Here is a 15,751-nt window from a genome sequence, read left to right as displayed (position 1 = left end):
GAAAGCCCTCGGCGCGCTCGGCTCCCGGAACCCGCTGCGCTCCTCGTTCGCTTCGCTCACTGCGGTGCTTACGTCGTCCAGATTCGCCGACCTCACCTCGCCCTTTCATTCCACCAGGGCGGTAGTTGATCAGTTGGCTGACCTATTTGTTCGGCTGGCTTGTATCTGAACAACTCCTGACCACCCGGCCGAATTTTATATGCCTGCTGACGATAGTACCGTGTGACTATGTCGTTCGAACTCACCTATCACGGGCATTCCACATGGCACGTCACCGTCGACGACACCACCCTGCTGATCGACCCCTTCTTCGACAACGCACACAGCGAACTCACAGCCGACGACGTTGACACCCCAGATTACCTGCTGCTCACCCACGGCCACGCCGACCACATCGGCCACGCCGCACAGTTCACCGAGGCAACGCTGGTTGCGACCCCCGAGATCGTCAGCTACGCAGGCGACGAACTCGGCTTTGCGGATGCCATCGGTATGAATCTCGGCGGCACCGTCGAATGCGACGACGCCTTTGTGACGATGGTGCGGGCCGACCACACCAACGGCATCAACACCGACCACGAGTACGAGGGCGGGATGCCCGCGGGCTTCGTCATCAGCGACACCGAACCCACACAGGTCGCCGACACCGAGTCGACGACGTTCTACCACGCCGGCGACACCGCGCTGATGAGCGAGATGAAAGACGTGATCGGGCCGTCTCTCGAACCCGACGCCGCGGCCGTCCCGATCGGCGATCACTTCACAATGGGGCCGATGCAGGCAGCCATCGCTGTCGACTGGCTCGACGTTGAGCACGCGTTCCCGATGCATTACGACACCTTCCCGCCGATCGAGGTCGATACCGACGACTGGGAGCGGGAGGTACAGGCGACCGAAAGCGAGGTAACAACCCACATTCTTGACGGCGAGGAATCGGTCGTTCTCGATTGACGAACAGTACTGCGGCCACGAGAGCCGGGGGCAGCACGGCCGACGCCTGCTGTCGAACGCGGTGGTGGTGGTCTGTCATCGCCGTCCCGTCGTTGCTCACGAGATCACGAGCCCTAGGGTTGTGGCGACTCGGTGTCGACGGTTTTCCCAGAGGACGTATTCAAAGTAGCGCGTTACCACACTGTGAGGCAAGCTACCGGCGGAGACAACACTTCATCAGACACCACCACATCCCCGATCTTAGGCGACGTATCGCTCAGCCGTTCCCTCGACGATCGCCCCGAGTTCGGCCAGCGAGTCGATAACGTAGTCAGGTGTGACCGCTGACTCCGCGACAGCCGATCGACTCATAATCCCGGTCGTCACCAACACCGTCGTCATGCCGGCGGCCGCGCCGAGTTGGATATCGGTGTTGAGTCGGTCGCCAACGACGAGGCAGTCATCGGCGGGGACAGCAAGATAGTCGAGGACTGTTTCGCGGGCGTACGCTGAGGGTTTGCCACAGATCACATCGACCGATCGGTCGACAACGCCCTCCATCGCGTGGATGATCGCCCCCGAGCCCGGGCGGTCAGGGCCGTCCTGTGGGATAACCGTATCCGGGTCGGTGCCGACGAAGGCGGTGTCGTCGTCGATAGCGATAATCGTCTCACAGAGCGTCTCGTAGCCGAAGTCTGTCGACAGGGAGCCGACGACAACATCGGCCGCTCGTGGGTCGGTCGTCAGCGACAGCCCGGCGTCGGCAAGTTGGTCTCGAAGGCCGTCCTCGCCGACGAGAAACACCTGCTTGTCGCCGTGTTCGGTCTGGAGGTAGTCGGTGGTGATCGTCCCAGCAGTGAACACCTCATCGGCCGAGACGGTGAACCCGGCTTCAGCGAACCGTGCTTCGTAGGCCGCTGGTCGTTCAGTGGGGTTGTTCGAACAGAAGACTCGTCGGAGCCCCGCATCGTCGACGGCGTCCAGCCCCTCGGCCGCGCCGGCGATCGGTGCTGCCTCCCGGACGACCGTGCCATCGACATCGAGGACGATCCCCTGATAGCGCATAGGGGTAGTCACCGGAGCACCGAATTGAAACGCTCGGTTTGCTGGCCCCGGGCTAACAGAAAGACACTAAGTATATCCCCGCCTATGGGTTGGTGTGACGACCCAGCTGACTCTCATTCAGATCGACAACTACGGACCATGGACGGTCACCCCCGAACCACGCCGAGAAATGGATCTTCAGACGTTGCAATCCCGGCTGTTTGCCGACATCGCACAGTTCGTCGGGAGCCGCGGCGGCTACGTCTTTTTCAGCCGGTTTGACAACATGATCGCCGTCACCAACGGCATCGGTCGTGCCGGTCACAAATCCCTGCAAGAAAGCGTCCGCAACCGGTATCCGGTCACCGTCAGCCTCGGTATCGGCACCGCTGAGACGCCGGCGGCCGCCCTCGATGCGGCGACCGAGCAGATTCAGGCTGCCGGCAGTGCCCAAGACAAGAGTCGCACCGAGGTACTCGCCGGCGAGCCTTTAGACGGCGACGCTGACGCCACAACACATATGGCCCACTTCGATGTCAACGACGCGACGGGCAAATACACCGACCAACTCAACGAGTTCGACTCCTTCATTCACATCGAACGCAGTTACGCCTCGCTGATGGAGTACATGCGCGAGGCCCACGGCGCGCTCTCATTTTTTGTCGGCGGCGACAACATCATCGCTGTCTGCCCTGAGCTGCCGACGAATGCCTATCAGGACGCCATCGATCACGTCGAAGATGATGTCGGCGTCGAACTGAAGGTCGGTGTCGGCCGCGGCGCGACGGCCCATGACGCGGGGTACGACGCCAAACACGCCCTTGAGGACTGCCGATACGAGGGCACGGCCGTCGAGTTCGAGTACCCACAGGCAGCGACCGGAGACGATTGAAATGCCCCGCCACGATCGATCGCCACCCTACCGATGAGCGAGACCGCGCTGTACTTCACCGGCCCGGAGACGGTCGACCATCGTCCGGTCAACGTCGATCCGGCCCCGACTGAGGTGGTCGTCGAGACCGATGCCTCCGCGATCAGTGCCGGCTCGGAGCTGCTCGTCTACCACGATGAGATGCCGACCGACCTCCCGGTCGACGAGAGCATCGAGGCCTTCGACGACACCTTCGAGTACCCGATGCGATACGGCTATGCCGCCGCCGGTACCGTCGTCGAGGTCGGCAGCGACGTGACCGACAGCTGGCTGGATCGGTCGGTGTTTGCGTTCCGCCCACATCAGACGCGTTTTGTGGCCGACCCGGACGATCTTATCACGCTGCCTGAGGGTGTTTCGGCCGCCCACGGCAGCCTCCTGCCGACGGTTGAAACTGCGACGAACCTCGTTCTCGACAGCGAGCCGCGGCTCGGCGAGTCGGTCGTCGTGTTCGGGGCCGGTGTTGTCGGTCTCTGTACGACCCGGCTGTTGTCGGCGTTCCCACTCAACGAGCTCGTCGTTGTCGAACCACTTGCTGCCCGGCGAGAGGCGGCGACCGCGATGGGCGCAGATCGAACGGTGACGCCCGAGACTGCCGCGGCCGAACTGGGCGACTGTGATCTCGCCGTCGAACTCTCCGGTGAGCCGGCGGTGCTCAACGACGCCATCGACGCCGTCGGCTATGACGGCCGTGTCGTTGTGGGCTCGTGGTACGGCGAGAAGCGCGCGCCGATCGATCTTGGCGGCTCGTTCCACCGCGATCGGATCGAACTCGTCTCCAGTCAGGTGAGTACGATCGATCCCGCCCGGCGTGGCCGCTGGGATCGCGAACGCCGGTTCGACACCGCAGTTGAGTGGCTTGACCGGGTTAATTGTGAGCGACTTATCAGCCACCGAATCCCGTTCGAGCAGGCAGCCGACGCCTACGAACTGCTGGACGACCACTCGGAGCCGGCGTTACAGGTCGTCCTTACGTACTAACCCGCCCTCCCTTCTTTCATATAGCTCAAGATCGTCTGCCTGCGCCCGGCCAGCAGGCGCGTTGCGATGAAAAACGCGGCCGCCCCGATGGCGACCCCGACAAGGGTGTCTGAGAGATAATGGGTTCCAAGATACATCCGCGAGACAGCGATCAGGACAGCTAACACAGCTGTCGGCGCAAGTGGCAGCCGGTCGGAGCGGACAGCAAGAAGCGCGAAAACGGTGACACCGGCGGCATGTCCGGACGGAAACGAGTGGGCGACCATTTCGCCGCTCGTGACACAGACCGGATTTGGCGGAAACGGTCGCTGGACGAGACCCATCAGCGTCAGGACAACAGGCCCGGTGAGTCCAAGCGCAAGCACCGATGTTGCGACCTCCTCGTGGAGGTCGGCCAAATACAACAGCCCGACGATGACGGCCGCTGCGGTCGCCGAGCCGAGGCCGGTTACCGAGTTCATGATCTTCGTGATCGCGGGATCACGGATCGAAACGAGGAGGTCGGCGGCGAGGTGATCGAGACTGACAATGAGCGCGCCGATCTCGGCGATGAGTTGTGTCATATGGGTGCCGAATCGTTGGGCCGAACGGACAAAGCCTCGGCGGCATCGACTCAGTTCGGTGTGTTGCTGGCCCCGCGCCGCAGCGACCACGCGGCGAGTACGCCGACGGCCACCCAGAGCAGCACTTCGAGATAGAACGACGGGCTGCCGAGATAGACCCAGACAAACTCCCCCGGCGGGATCGCCGGCGGGGTCGGCGGCACCACCAGTGGCCAGCCGAGAAACAGCGCGTCGCTCGGTCGGCCGTTGATGACAACATGGAGCCCGTCGAGCAGGAGATGCGACCCCCAGCCGACGGCGAGTGCCAACCCCTGCCGACCGACGAGGCCAACCACAATCAGCACCGGCAACAACAGCGCGCTGTGGCCGAGTGAGTGGAAGAGATCGGTCACGCCGGCCATTCCCAGCGGTTTGTCGATAAAATCCGGCAACGCAGCCCCGACGACCAGCCAGCCGATAGACAGCGTGGGCTGGGAGGCGGGTTCCGTCGACGCCCCAGATCCTGCGGCACGGAGCCTACTCCCGATACCGATGCCGGCGGCGGCGACCAGATGCGTCGGAAACAACACAGGTTGGCGTACGACAGCGGCCGGCTTAAGCGTCGTCGCTGTGACCAGCGGCGTCTGTGCCGCAGTTCGGCGGATACAACCCGTTGATCGCTAGAATATCCCGCCCGAAAACCGCCAGCGACGGGGCGAGGATAATCGGTGCAAGCCGCCAGCCGAGTCCGGTCGGCACCACCGGCAGCAACACGGCCGTCAGGAAGCCCATCTGGACGCCTGCAAGGTATTTTCCAAGGTCACTGTCCGGCCGCTCGAAGACCGGCAAATCGCGAGCGCGACGGAGCCACCCCGCCCCGAGAAAGGCATACCGCGCCACCGACAGTAGCAGATACCACGGTGGCAACAACCCCCAGCAGACAGCCACAACCGGTGCAGCGACGAAGCCGGCGGTGTCGACAGCCATATCCAGCCGCTCGCCGAGGGCGGTCTCTTGGCCGACCGTCCGGGCGACCGTTCCGTCAAGCGTGTCGAGAACGATTCCGACGCCGTAACACAGCCCGGGCAGCCACACGACCATGGCGGTCGGGGCAGCAACAGCCAGCCCGGCGACAACACTGTAAAGGCCGCTCCGCAGCAGTGAAAGTGTGTTTGCGATCCCAAAGAGGTAGCGTACCGGCCGCTCGCCGAGCTCGGCACGCCCGGTTTGCCGCCCGATATGCCACAGCTGCCCGGCCCATACCACCGCAGCGACCGCCCACGGCGATACCGGCGACCACACCGCGGGTGTGGTTGATAGCCCGGCTGACACCAACACGGCGAGACAGCCCGCAGCGACCGCCGGCACCCCAAATCGGAGCCCGACCTCGATTGTCGCCGTCCGCCGATACCATGTGGACACGACTACCTCACCGAAGGAGCGCGATGAGGACGACAATCAACACGAGCTGTGCAACCTTGTCGATCGCTCCGATGGTGCCGATATCTGCCGGAAACGCCTTGCCGCCGGCCGCGAAGTTGACATAGTACCAGATACCGATCTGCACCGCGGTAAACGGGATGCCGACAGCATAGACCGTCCGGCGGCGGTAGTTGACGAGAACGAGACCGACCGCGCCGAGGAAGCCGAGCCCCGCAAGGATGAAGCTGATCCCGAGCGGCGACTGGATGAACCCGACGCCGAGCCGGAGATGGATCACCGCCGAGATGACCGCGGCGATGATACCGACGTAGGCGAGACCGCCCAGCGGTTCGGTGTCGACCGAGAGGCCACCGGTGTTTGTGCTCATAGCATCATATCGGCCGGAATCCACATAATCGTACCGCCTGTGTGACGATTACCGGCTGAACGCGGGGTCGCGGAGTTCGTCGATCCGTGCACAGTCATCCGGGCTGAGCCGTGTTGCTACCGCGGCTGCGTTGGCGACGATGTGCTCGTCGGTCGTGCTTGACGGAATTGGCACAACACCGCGGGTCGCGTTCCACGCCAACACGACGCCGGCCGGCGAGAGGTCGTATGTCTCGCCAAGCTCAGCCAACACCGGCTCCTCAAGCAGGCCGGGAGCCGACAGCGGTGAGTGAGCCACGACAGTCATATCATTGTTGTGGCAGAACTCGACAAGTTCAGACCGCGGCTGGTAGGGATGTCGCTCGATCTGGACGACAGCCGGCGGGATCGTTCCCGAGTCGAGGATCGTGTTGAGCTGTGACTGTGAGACATTACAGACGCCGAGTGTCTCCGCCCAGCCCCGCTCGGCGACCTGCTCAAGATTCGCCCACGCCTCCGGGAGCGAGACCGACGCCGGCTTGATCTCACCGTCGCCGTCGGTCGGAAAGGTCAGTGTCTCCTGTCGGTCGACCGGTTTCTGGGCCAGCCGATCCAGCGATCCCTGGTGAGCCCATGCCTCCGGCCAGTGGAGCATATAACAGTCGAAGGCGTCGATTCCGAGTTCGTTGAGACTCCCTTCGCAGGCTGCCAGTAGATGTTCCTGTCGGTGGTTCGTTCGCCAGACTTTCCCAAGGATCGTCAGCCGATCTCGATCCGGTGTCCCCGGCGCGGCCAGCAGCTCGCCGATCCGGAACTCGTTGCCGTACAGCTCCGCGCTATCGAGCAAGCGGTAGCCCGCATCGAGCGCGGTTGCGATCGACGCTTTGCGGTCGACGTACTCGTCGCCACGGTAACGCGAACAGCCGACGCCGATCGGCGGCATCGACATGCGACTCTCGTCGGGTGTTGTCGCTGTCAACGCCCTCATATCGGTGTCCGTGACGCCGTGGGTTGCCACGTCGATCGGGCCACCCTTGGCGGCCGCCGTCTCGATGGCGTTACAGACGGCGACGACATGGGCCCCGCGGCGCGCTGTTCGGCGATCCGGCTCGCCGGCAGTGACGCTGGCCGCAAGGTCGGTGACGGCGTCGATATACCGTCGTGAGTTGGTCGGCGACTGCGGCGGGACGGTCGTGTACGATCGGCCGAGCCCGCCGTACTGGACAGCGTCGTCGTCGGGTGCCATCCGACCGGTATTGTCGAGAAACAGCGAGCCATCGTCACCGTGGAGCTCCAGCCCGTAGAACTCTCGACTGCGGTGTGGCGCATAAAAGCTCGCTGTGAGCCGCACCGTCGGGCCATCTCGAAACGCCAGCGTCGCCTCAACGTGGCTGTCGGCGTCAGGCTGTTTGGGTTCCTCCGCCGGCCATGTGTCGAGGCTGTCAGCGACACGGACACGATCGACGGGGCCAAACCACGCGACCAGCAGTGACAGCGGATAAACTCCGCCGTCGTACAGCGGCCCGATAGAGAGGAAGGAGTCGGGGCGGTCATGCCAATCGGTGACGCGGCCGACGTGGGCGTGGGCGTAGGCCAGTTGGACTGATCCGAGTCGGCCCTCCCCGAGCAGGCGGCGGGCGCGCTGTTGTGTCGGCCCGTCCACGGATGCCGGTGCACAGCCAAGCGCGAGATCTCGATCGACGGCCATCTCGACCAGTTCACCGGCCGTCCCACTATCGAGTGCGAGCGGTTTCTCCGAGTAGACGTGGCGACCGGCTTCAAGAGCAGTGCGGGTGATCGCGGCATGGGCCGCGTGGCTCGTCAGGTTGACGACCAGCGGTGCGTCGAGTGTGTCAAGGGCGGCGTCGAGATCGGCGAAGGCAGGGCAGTCGTGGCCCGCGGCGAGGGATTCGGCGCGGTCGCTGTCGAGGTCACAGACGCCAGCCAGCGTGAGCGCCGTGTCACCGAGGCCATCGGCGTACGACGCCGCAATCGAGCCCGCGCCAACGAACAAACAGTGCACACTGTTATCGCGCGGGCGAGGGGTAAAATTCCCTCGGCGATGGGCTGTGATATCGCCGATGGGGTTTTGCCAGTCTCGGCCGAAGGATAGCCGTGATAGAACCGGGAATGAGCCGGCTTGGGACGGCCTATCTGCGGGCGATCCAGGCTGTCGGCCGTCGCCTGCCGTACGGGACGAACGTCTTCGAGCGATCGTGGGACGTGTTGGTGGTTCTTGACGGCTGTCGGGCCGACCTGCTCGCCGCGGTCGCCGACGACTACGAGTTCCTCCCCGAAGTCGGCTCGCTCCGCTCGGTCGGCAGTGCCTCCTCTGAGTGGCTTCAGAACAGTTTTGTCGGCCACCCCGAAACCGAGCGGACGGTCATGGTGACCGGAAACACGTGGACGGATCGCTATCTTGATGCGGACTCCTTCGCCGCGCTCGATGAGGTCTGGAAGTACGCGTGGGACGACGACCACGGAACGGTTCCACCGGATGCGATCACGGATCGAGCTATCGTACACACCCGAGAAAGCCGCCCTGAGCGACTCGTTGCCCACTACATGCAGCCACATCACCCCTTCGTCCCCGATCCGCTCGATGGCGACGACGGACTGATACGGGCTGGCAGCCACAGCAACACAGGGAATCCGTGGGTCGCGTTGCGGCAGAATCAGGTCAGCGCCGACCGTGTGTGGGACGCTTATAGGGCGAATCTTGCGTACGTACTCAACGAGGTCGAATCGTTGTGCGAGAACGTTGACGGTCGGGTTGCTATCACGGCCGATCACGGCAACCTCTTCGGCGAGTGGGGGCTGTACGGCCACCCGATGGAAACGCCGGTGCCCGCGCTCATCACCGTCCCGTGGGCGACGATAGCGGCCTCCGACCGACAGACGCGAACGCCGACGCTGCAACCGCCGGAATCGCTGCCTGTCTCGCGGGTTTACGGCGACGACACCGAAAGTGAGCAGCTGGCGGCGTTGGGATATCGCGAATGAAGCTTGGCTTTGTCGTCTACGGCGACCTCGACACCCAATCGGGCGGCTTTCACTACGACCGTCAGCTCATCGCGGAACTCAGAGCAGCCGGCGACAGCGTCGAGCTCATCGAGCTGCCGTGGCGATCCTATCCGCGCGGGCTGCTCGATAACTTATCCCGCCGGCTGCGGCGGCGACTCACCGGCGACTACGATGTCTTGCTGCAAGACGAACTCGCCCATCCCTCGCTGGCGTGGACGAACCACCACCTTTCGGCACCGATCGTGAGCATTGTTCATCACCTCCGGGCGAGTGAGAGCCGACGGCTTCAACCCCTGTATCGGGCAGTCGAACGCTGCTATCTCCGGGGTGTTGACGGCGTCGTCTGCAACAGCAGCGTCACGCGCGACGTTGTCACCGATTTCGGCGTCGCCGCCGACCGAACAGTGATCGCGCCGCCGGCCGGCGACCGGTTCGGTTCAGCCATCGCAGCCGACCGGATCACCGAGCGCGCCCACGAGGGGCCGCTTCGCGTGCTGTTCGTCGGCAACATCACGCCGCGGAAAGGCGTCGACACGCTCATCGACGGGCTGGCGGCTGCCGACGGCGACGCCGAGCTCACCGTTGTCGGCAAACCGGTCGACGAGGGCTACGTCTCACGGTGTCGCAACCGCGTCGCCGACCACGGGCTAAACGAGCGTGTTACGTTCACCGGCGGCATCGACGACGACGCGCTTGCCGCGGCGTTCCGTGATCACCACGTTTTGGCCGTTCCCTCCCAGTACGAGGGGTACGGGATCGTCTATCTCGAAGGGATGGGCTTCGGGCTGCCGGCGGTCGCCTCACGGGCCGGCGGCGCGACCGATATCGTCACCGAGGGGGAGAATGGGTTTCTCGTTGCGCCCGGCGACGCGGCGGCTGTCGCCGACGCGATCACGACGCTGGCGGCCGACCGCGACCGGCTGGCGACGATGGGGCTGGCTGCACGCAAGCGGTATGAGTCCCAACCCGACTGGCGAGAGACGACCGACAGGGTTCGGGAGCTTCTTAACTCGGTTGTCGACGGTGAACACAGCTAAGAACAGCGCACCGTCTCGTCGTGACTGGAGGTCGCGCTTCAACTGCGAAACGATGGTAGGCTGCCGGTTCAACACGTGACGGCGATAGCAACGAACTTGGAGCCGGTTGTAAGCGGCATGTTTGAGTGACTGTGAGCTTCTTCTGATGTGACGACCGTTCCGCGGCCGGTATACTGTTCATGCCACCAGGCAGTAGACTCGTGATCTCGTATTGTTTTTACTGCTTGAGGCTGAGTATCGGTGTATGACCGCGCTTTCGTTCGATGAAACCGGCGTCGACGTTGTCTACAACGGCACCGAGTTCCGTCTTGAGAAGGAGCTCATCGAGGATGCGATCCAGAAATCCTATCCCGATATCACCGACCACGAGGTGATCCAGATCGTCGAGGAGGCTCCCGAGCTATCGGGTGAACCCCGGCAGATCGCCGATCTGCTTGAGGAGTAATCGCCGCTTAGCAACAACACAGACCGAAAGACAGTTTCCAGCCGTCGGTGAATGTGAGGTATGCTCTCTCTTGCGCTCGCGGGGAAACCCAATGCGGGCAAATCGACGTTCTACACGGCGGCCACGCGCGCTGATGTCGATGTCGCCAACTACCCATTTACCACCATCGACGCCAACCGCGGCGTCGCCACGGCCCGCACCGACTGCCCCTGTCTCGAACTGGCTGAGCGGTGCGACAACGACCGCTGCCACGACGGAGTCCGCTACGTCCCCATCGAGCTCTACGACGTGGCCGGCCTCGTTCCCGGTGCCCACGAGGGCCGCGGCCTCGGCAATCAGTTTCTCGATGAGTTGACGAACGCAGACGCGATCCTCAACGTGTTGGACGCCTCCGGTAGCACCGATGAGGAGGGCGAACCTGTCGAAGCCGGGAGTCACGATCCCGTCGAAGACGTCGAGTTCATCGAACAGGAGATGAATCAGTGGCTGACCGGGATCATCGACCGCAACTGGGAGTCGGTCGAACGCAAATCCCGCTCGCCTGATTTTGACATCAACGACGCGCTCACCGACCTGCTCACTGGCTTCGGTGCGACGACCGCTGACGTGGCGGCCTGTCTGCGGGATCTCGACTATCCCGACGATCCGATCCAGTGGGACGACGGTGACACCGAAGCCCTCGCGGCGGCGGTTCGCGCGCGAACGAAGCCGATCATCCTCGTCGCTAACAAAGCCGATATCGCCGACAAGAAAACCCTCGAACGACTCCAAGACGCCGCTGAGATCGTCATCCCCGCGACGGCCGACGGCGAACTCGCGCTTCGCCGGGCAGTTGAGGCTGGCGTCATCGACTACACCCCCGGCGACGGCGACTTTGAGATCGTCGGCGACATCAGCGACGAGCAGGCCGCCGGGCTTGAGCAGATCCGCGATGTGATGGCCGAACACGGCGGCACCGGCGTCCAGACCGCGCTCAACGCGGCCGTCTATGACCTTCTTGATCATATTACGACCTACCCGGTTGAAAATGAGACAAAGTGGGTCGACGGACAGGGTAACGTCCTGCCTGATGCCTTCCTTCTGCCGGAGGGCTCGACACCGACTGATCTCGCAGCCAAGATCCACTCCGATATCGCCGAGGGGTATCTCCACGCTGTCAACGGGAAAACGAACCGCCGGATCTCAGATAGCTACGAACTCGAAGACGGCGATGTGATCAAGATCGTCAGTACAGCGAACTAAAGCGTTGGTGGGGTATCACTCACATCCCGTTGGACTCTTGTACAGAGTTGAGACACAGCTGAATAGTTGTGCCTGACTCGGTGTCAAACTCAATGCTTGCATCTGAATACTGTGTGATTCGCTCAATAAGCCACAGGCCAACGCCACTGCCATGCTCTAATGCTGTCTCCTCGTGCTTTGTGAGAACATCTAACTCCTCCTGTGGGATCCCTGGGCCATCGTCTGAGACCTCAAGCAGGACACCATCGTCAACCGTTGTTGTTCGCACCCGAATACAGTCTGCTCCTGTCCGCGGATCATTGACCGCATGCTCAAGGCTGTTTGATACCATATGATAGATCGCATCTGAAAGTTTAGGGTGTCCAACAACGTCGGCTGTTGTAGACAGATTCAAGCTGATCTCTGTCTGTGGTGACCGGGTACGAAGCCGCTCGACAGCATCTGTGACGGCGGTTTCAAGGTCGATGATCTTTGCCTCATTCCGAGTTTTAACCACATCCCGCATTGTACGGGCAGTGTTTGCGGTTCGTTCAAGACTTTCACACTTTGTGAGGATATTATCTACAAACTGAGATGTCTTATCGGCATCATCAGCTAACGCCTGGGCGTATCCTTTGATTACAGTAAGATCATTGCGGATATTGTGTCGAAGCACACGACCGATCACCTGATCAAGAAGATCAATCTCGTTACGATTATCAACTAACTGAGTTGCAGTCTCAAGGCTAGAGGCCAATGTAGTGATTATATCATGATCGATATCAGTGAACTCTTGTGAACGCACTGATCCGGCCACTAACAGCCCAAAGTCCCCAAGTGGAGCTATCACCTCTGAGTTGATTGGGCTGCTCTTGTTGTACACCTCAGGATGGGTATTAACATCATTAACAACTATTGTTTCGCCTGTTTGAAATGCTTCCCATGCAATACCTTCCCCTTCCGCAAAGCTAGGTGCTGTCCCAATGATCCTTTCAGCAGCATCAGTTTGTCCGATAGGATCAAGCTGATCCCGTGCAGAGTTATACTCCCAAATACCAGTCAATGGAAAGTTTAACGAATCCGGTAATTGACGCAAAATCGGGTCAACCATATCGTTCCGACTCTCGCTTGTCACAGCTGTTTCGGTGAGCTGTTGAATTTTCGCAAGGTTATCCGTTCGCCGGGCACGATTATTCGCTACCGCAGAGAGCGTAGCTAACAGTTCAATAAATTGACGACCAGCTTCGGTGAGTGAGCCTGCCTTTTTTCGCCCTACCACCAGCACGCCATGATCCGTGATCGGAAAAGCCATTCCGTCGGTGATATCGGACGTTTGATTAGCCTCAGCCCTCTCAATTGCCTGCATCCGCTCGCGGGTATAGGTCTTCCACAGCGTTGTACTACTACTCTCGAAGTTGATTGTCTCTCCACTTGTTGCGATAGGAATCAGTTCGTCGGCTGCCCTATCGTAAACGTGTATCTCAGCAACAGCTTGATCAACAACTTTTGCAGCGGTGTTAACTGTCTGTTTACAGACTGAGGCCCGGTCTTCGCATTCGAACAATGCTGTGACTTCTTGATAAAATGACTCCAACTCACGTTGACGATTCTTTTTAGATGTTATATCAATATACATTAAAAAGTACTCGGTAGCTTCACCGGTTGAAACAGGTATCGCTCGCAGTAGAAAGTCACCGGTTCCGTGTACTGTCTCCCGGCGAACCTCCTTGACTATCGGTTCACCACTGATTAGCTTGTCAGCAAGGTTGCTGTCTTCTCCAGCGGTCTGCACCGGTTCAAATCTGCCGGTCTGGTGTTCTGCTGGGGAACCAAACGTGTTAACAAACGATTCATTTGCCCGGTGTACGGTGGCCCCGTCGTCGGTAATAGTAAGATTCGCAACCGGTTCCTGAATAGCACTGAAAACCGCTTGGAACCGATTGCGTTCCTCACGGAGTTTATTCTGAGAGTCAATGGTCTTACAGGAGGTCGCAAGCTTTTCATTGAGTGGAGCAAGCGAGCTGATGATTGATTGATCAAGTCCGTTCCCTCGCTGGGCAAGAAGTAGCATACCAAACCCCGGAAGCTCGAACAGGTAGTATTCACCCGTTTGTGCCACTGATCCGCTGATCGGAAACTGGTTTTCGACGGAGTGATTCCCATCAGCACACTGGTGAAGCCGTTGAGCCCCAGCAACGAACAGCTCATCGCGCTCACCTGACGCAGGACGCCGTGCAAGCAGATCATACCCGTCGTCAGTCGCCTGATAAACCCCGCCGACCGAACAGTTTAATTTTTGTAAATAGACCGAAAGTGCTTCGGTAGCTGTCTCGACAAGTGTTTCACGAGGCTCGATTGACAGCGAGATCTCATAGAGGATTTGGATCTGTTGTTGACGATCAGACATGATATCACTCTGCTCTTATATGTCCGCGATTTCACCGACCACAGCGGTCTTGTTATAGTAATCTAAATGTCCCGAGCCATCGTTGGCAACTTCACCGATGGTCAACGCGCCGACTGCATCACGATTATTCGATAATGCGGCCAACTCCTGACTGAATGTGTCATCAAGATACTGTGCTCGGGAGATACAGTCAAATGTAAACAGCACAGTGTCTGCCGGATCTCGCTCAGCTGCTGCGTCGTAAGCACTGTCAGCTGCGTTGATTAACGTTTCAGCGTTACCTTCCAGAATGTGGACGAACTCCCCCTCCGGCAGGTCACCAAAACAGGTGAGTGACCCATCCGCAGCAACGTCAAACGGATCACGAACAATTTGTTCTCCCCCAAGTCGGCTTATGCCAAACGGATGGGACTTAGCAATCTCAAAGAAATTTTCTCTATCGATATACTTTCCAGTTTCACGTTCAACAATCTCTGAATAAACCTCATACGCGGGCTGTCTATCGATAGCATGTACAGTACGGCCATCAGCAGCAGTAATCTCAAACGGGCCACCGATTTCGGTCCACCCGTGTCTGACACCAATTGTGCTTTTCGCTGGAATGCGAGCAACCACGGCTGCATCATGCGTCAACCCCTCATTGGTAAACAAGCACAGCTGTCGATCATCATCCAGTGTCCCTGCCCCGCCACCGAGATAATTATATCCGACACCATAGGCGTTGAATAATTTATCTATAAACGTTTCACTTTGTTCAGCATACGCATCAACAAACACAAACATTGTCTCGTCGGCTGCCCGCTGGCTACTCTCAAGATCGATCGTATCATCGTTGGGCGTAATCGTGGTAACATCCGGGGCGACATGCAGTCCTAAGACAACGACTCCTCGCTCTTTGGTGTCACCCGCAAAGATAATCTCAGGGAAGATACCGCCAAATACCGGAGTTGAAAGATCGGCTAATGTCTCGTCTATCGCAGGTGGAGCAGGTGCGTCATTAGCCGCGGATAGTGCAAATATCCCCTCGATATCCGGGTCAGCATCAAACTCAGCCAGCGTCGACCGAAATGGTTCTTCACCAGTCGCGCAGTACTCTATGTGCATGATTATAATCGTAGCGTACTGCATATAAGTTTCTCCCGCGATCAGTCGTTTTGAACAGCCCGTCGCACTGTCGTGTAACTATTATGTGATATCTATCTACTGAAAGCGGTCTCTCTCAATGCCACACTCATGCAGTTGAGTGAACTACCCTTCGCGTTTTCGGTGGCCGCTTGCCAAAACGAGAGTACTTACCGCCTGCTTACAGCTAAAACGTCCCAGGAGTGTGATACTGTTCAGACGCAGACACGTTTTGATTCGTCTTTATTCGGGCAGCTATCACGGAATAGTGTACCGCGG

The 15,751-nt window shown here is 60.2% G+C and carries 15 protein-coding genes; 7 read left to right on the top strand and 8 right to left on the bottom strand.

The genetic code is table 11. The features are described 5' to 3' along the window. The first annotated feature begins 228 nt into the window (after window positions 1-228). Window positions 229-951 carry a metal-dependent hydrolase gene (locus tag DP106_RS04470; RefSeq protein WP_120083672.1) on the top strand — a complete coding sequence of 241 codons (723 nt, stop codon included), beginning with the start codon at window positions 229-231 and terminating at the stop codon, window positions 949-951. A 240-nt stretch (window positions 952-1,191) separates the two neighbouring features. On the opposite strand, the gene DP106_RS04465 is transcribed toward DP106_RS04470, so the two are convergent. Beyond that, complete coding sequence (locus DP106_RS04465; RefSeq protein WP_120083671.1) at window positions 1,192-1,995, bottom strand: HAD-IIA family hydrolase; 804 nt, start codon at window positions 1,993-1,995, stop codon at window positions 1,192-1,194. A gap of 94 nt (window positions 1,996-2,089) precedes the next feature. Here DP106_RS04465 and DP106_RS04460 point away from each other — a divergent pair, with 94 nt between their 5' ends. Both DP106_RS04460 and DP106_RS04455 read left to right on the top strand, forming a co-directional pair. Then, window positions 2,090-2,866, top strand: coding sequence for a GTP cyclohydrolase III (locus tag DP106_RS04460; protein ID WP_120083669.1), 777 nt, complete (start codon window positions 2,090-2,092; stop codon window positions 2,864-2,866). A 33-nt stretch (window positions 2,867-2,899) separates the two neighbouring features. After that, window positions 2,900-3,886, top strand: coding sequence for a zinc-dependent alcohol dehydrogenase (locus DP106_RS04455; protein WP_120083668.1), 987 nt, complete (start codon window positions 2,900-2,902; stop codon window positions 3,884-3,886). Here the strand turns inward: DP106_RS04455 and DP106_RS04450 are convergent. From DP106_RS04450 to DP106_RS04430, 5 genes are read right to left on the bottom strand one after another with little or no spacing between them, the layout of a single operon-like run. Continuing rightward, the gene (locus DP106_RS04450; protein WP_120083667.1) at window positions 3,883-4,449 is read right to left on the bottom strand and encodes a phosphatase PAP2 family protein; all 567 of its coding nucleotides are present in this window, start codon (window positions 4,447-4,449) and stop codon (window positions 3,883-3,885) included. The two genes, DP106_RS04455 and DP106_RS04450, sit on opposite strands and share 4 nt — an antisense overlap. A 50-nt stretch (window positions 4,450-4,499) precedes the next feature. Further along, window positions 4,500-5,018 carry a metal-dependent hydrolase gene (locus tag DP106_RS04445; RefSeq protein ID WP_205738879.1) on the bottom strand — a complete coding sequence of 173 codons (519 nt, stop codon included), beginning with the start codon at window positions 5,016-5,018 and terminating at the stop codon, window positions 4,500-4,502. Between the two features lie 25 nt (window positions 5,019-5,043). Then, window positions 5,044-5,850: a CDP-alcohol phosphatidyltransferase family protein gene (locus DP106_RS04440; RefSeq protein ID WP_205738878.1), complete on the bottom strand. Its 807-nt coding sequence runs from the start codon at window positions 5,848-5,850 to the stop codon at window positions 5,044-5,046. A gap of 7 nt (window positions 5,851-5,857) precedes the next feature. Then, a complete protein-coding gene (locus DP106_RS04435; RefSeq protein WP_120083666.1) occupies window positions 5,858-6,238 on the bottom strand; it encodes a DUF7475 family protein in 381 nt (126 codons plus the stop codon). 48 nt (window positions 6,239-6,286) lie between these two features. Then, entirely contained in the window at window positions 6,287-8,239 is a 1,953-nt protein-coding gene (locus tag DP106_RS04430; RefSeq protein WP_120083664.1) for an aldo/keto reductase, read from the bottom strand. 107 nt (window positions 8,240-8,346) lie between these two features. Here DP106_RS04430 and DP106_RS04425 point away from each other — a divergent pair, with 107 nt between their 5' ends. The 4 genes from DP106_RS04425 (at window position 8,347) to DP106_RS04410 (ending at window position 11,964) form a co-directional block, all read left to right on the top strand. After that, window positions 8,347-9,219, top strand: a complete 873-nt coding sequence (locus DP106_RS04425) for an alkaline phosphatase family protein (protein ID WP_120083662.1) — start codon at window positions 8,347-8,349, stop codon at window positions 9,217-9,219. Continuing rightward, window positions 9,216-10,277 (top strand): glycosyltransferase family 4 protein, encoded by a 1,062-nt coding sequence (locus DP106_RS04420; RefSeq protein ID WP_120083661.1) that lies wholly within the window; start codon window positions 9,216-9,218, stop codon window positions 10,275-10,277. The genes DP106_RS04425 and DP106_RS04420 overlap by 4 nt, the downstream gene beginning before the upstream one ends. A 244-nt stretch (window positions 10,278-10,521) precedes the next feature. Next, window positions 10,522-10,722 carry a DUF5800 family protein gene (locus DP106_RS04415; protein ID WP_120083660.1) on the top strand — a complete coding sequence of 67 codons (201 nt, stop codon included), beginning with the start codon at window positions 10,522-10,524 and terminating at the stop codon, window positions 10,720-10,722. A 60-nt stretch (window positions 10,723-10,782) separates the two neighbouring features. Then, entirely contained in the window at window positions 10,783-11,964 is a 1,182-nt protein-coding gene (locus DP106_RS04410) for a redox-regulated ATPase YchF (protein ID WP_120083659.1), read from the top strand. Between the two features lie 19 nt (window positions 11,965-11,983). Here the strand turns inward: DP106_RS04410 and DP106_RS04405 are convergent, their stop codons facing one another. Together DP106_RS04405 and DP106_RS04400 are read right to left on the bottom strand one after the other, a co-directional pair. After that, window positions 11,984-14,350, bottom strand: a complete 2,367-nt coding sequence (locus DP106_RS04405; RefSeq protein ID WP_120083657.1) for a PAS domain-containing sensor histidine kinase — start codon at window positions 14,348-14,350, stop codon at window positions 11,984-11,986. Window positions 14,351-14,365: 15 nt separating this feature from the next. Then, a complete protein-coding gene (locus DP106_RS04400) occupies window positions 14,366-15,478 on the bottom strand; it encodes an FIST signal transduction protein (RefSeq protein ID WP_120083656.1) in 1,113 nt (370 codons plus the stop codon). Window positions 15,479-15,751 lie beyond the last annotated feature (273 nt).

Source organism: Halonotius pteroides (assembly GCF_003605635.1).
Taxonomy (GTDB): Archaea; Halobacteriota; Halobacteria; order Halobacteriales; family Haloferacaceae; genus Halonotius; species Halonotius pteroides.
This window is presented reverse-complemented; position numbering and strand designations above follow the sequence as displayed.

Bases quoted from the DNA above. Each gene is read 5' to 3' on its own strand.
- DP106_RS04455 (WP_120083668.1), top strand. From the start codon at position 2,900: ATGAGCGAGACCGCGCTGTACTTCACCGGCCCGGAGACGGTCGACCAT.
- DP106_RS04450 (WP_120083667.1), bottom strand. From the start codon at position 4,449: ATGACACAACTCATCGCCGAGATCGGCGCGCTCATTGTCAGTCTCGAT.
- DP106_RS04410 (WP_120083659.1), top strand. From the start codon at position 10,783: ATGCTCTCTCTTGCGCTCGCGGGGAAACCCAATGCGGGCAAATCGACG.
- DP106_RS04415 (WP_120083660.1), top strand. From the start codon at position 10,522: ATGACCGCGCTTTCGTTCGATGAAACCGGCGTCGACGTTGTCTACAAC.
- DP106_RS04435 (WP_120083666.1), bottom strand. From the start codon at position 6,238: ATGAGCACAAACACCGGTGGCCTCTCGGTCGACACCGAACCGCTGGGC.
- DP106_RS04400 (WP_120083656.1), bottom strand. From the start codon at position 15,478: ATGCAGTACGCTACGATTATAATCATGCACATAGAGTACTGCGCGACT.
- DP106_RS04405 (WP_120083657.1), bottom strand. From the start codon at position 14,350: ATGTCTGATCGTCAACAACAGATCCAAATCCTCTATGAGATCTCGCTG.
- DP106_RS04470 (WP_120083672.1), top strand. From the start codon at position 229: ATGTCGTTCGAACTCACCTATCACGGGCATTCCACATGGCACGTCACC.
- DP106_RS04465 (WP_120083671.1), bottom strand. From the start codon at position 1,995: ATGCGCTATCAGGGGATCGTCCTCGATGTCGATGGCACGGTCGTCCGG.
- DP106_RS04425 (WP_120083662.1), top strand. From the start codon at position 8,347: ATGAGCCGGCTTGGGACGGCCTATCTGCGGGCGATCCAGGCTGTCGGC.
- DP106_RS04420 (WP_120083661.1), top strand. From the start codon at position 9,216: ATGAAGCTTGGCTTTGTCGTCTACGGCGACCTCGACACCCAATCGGGC.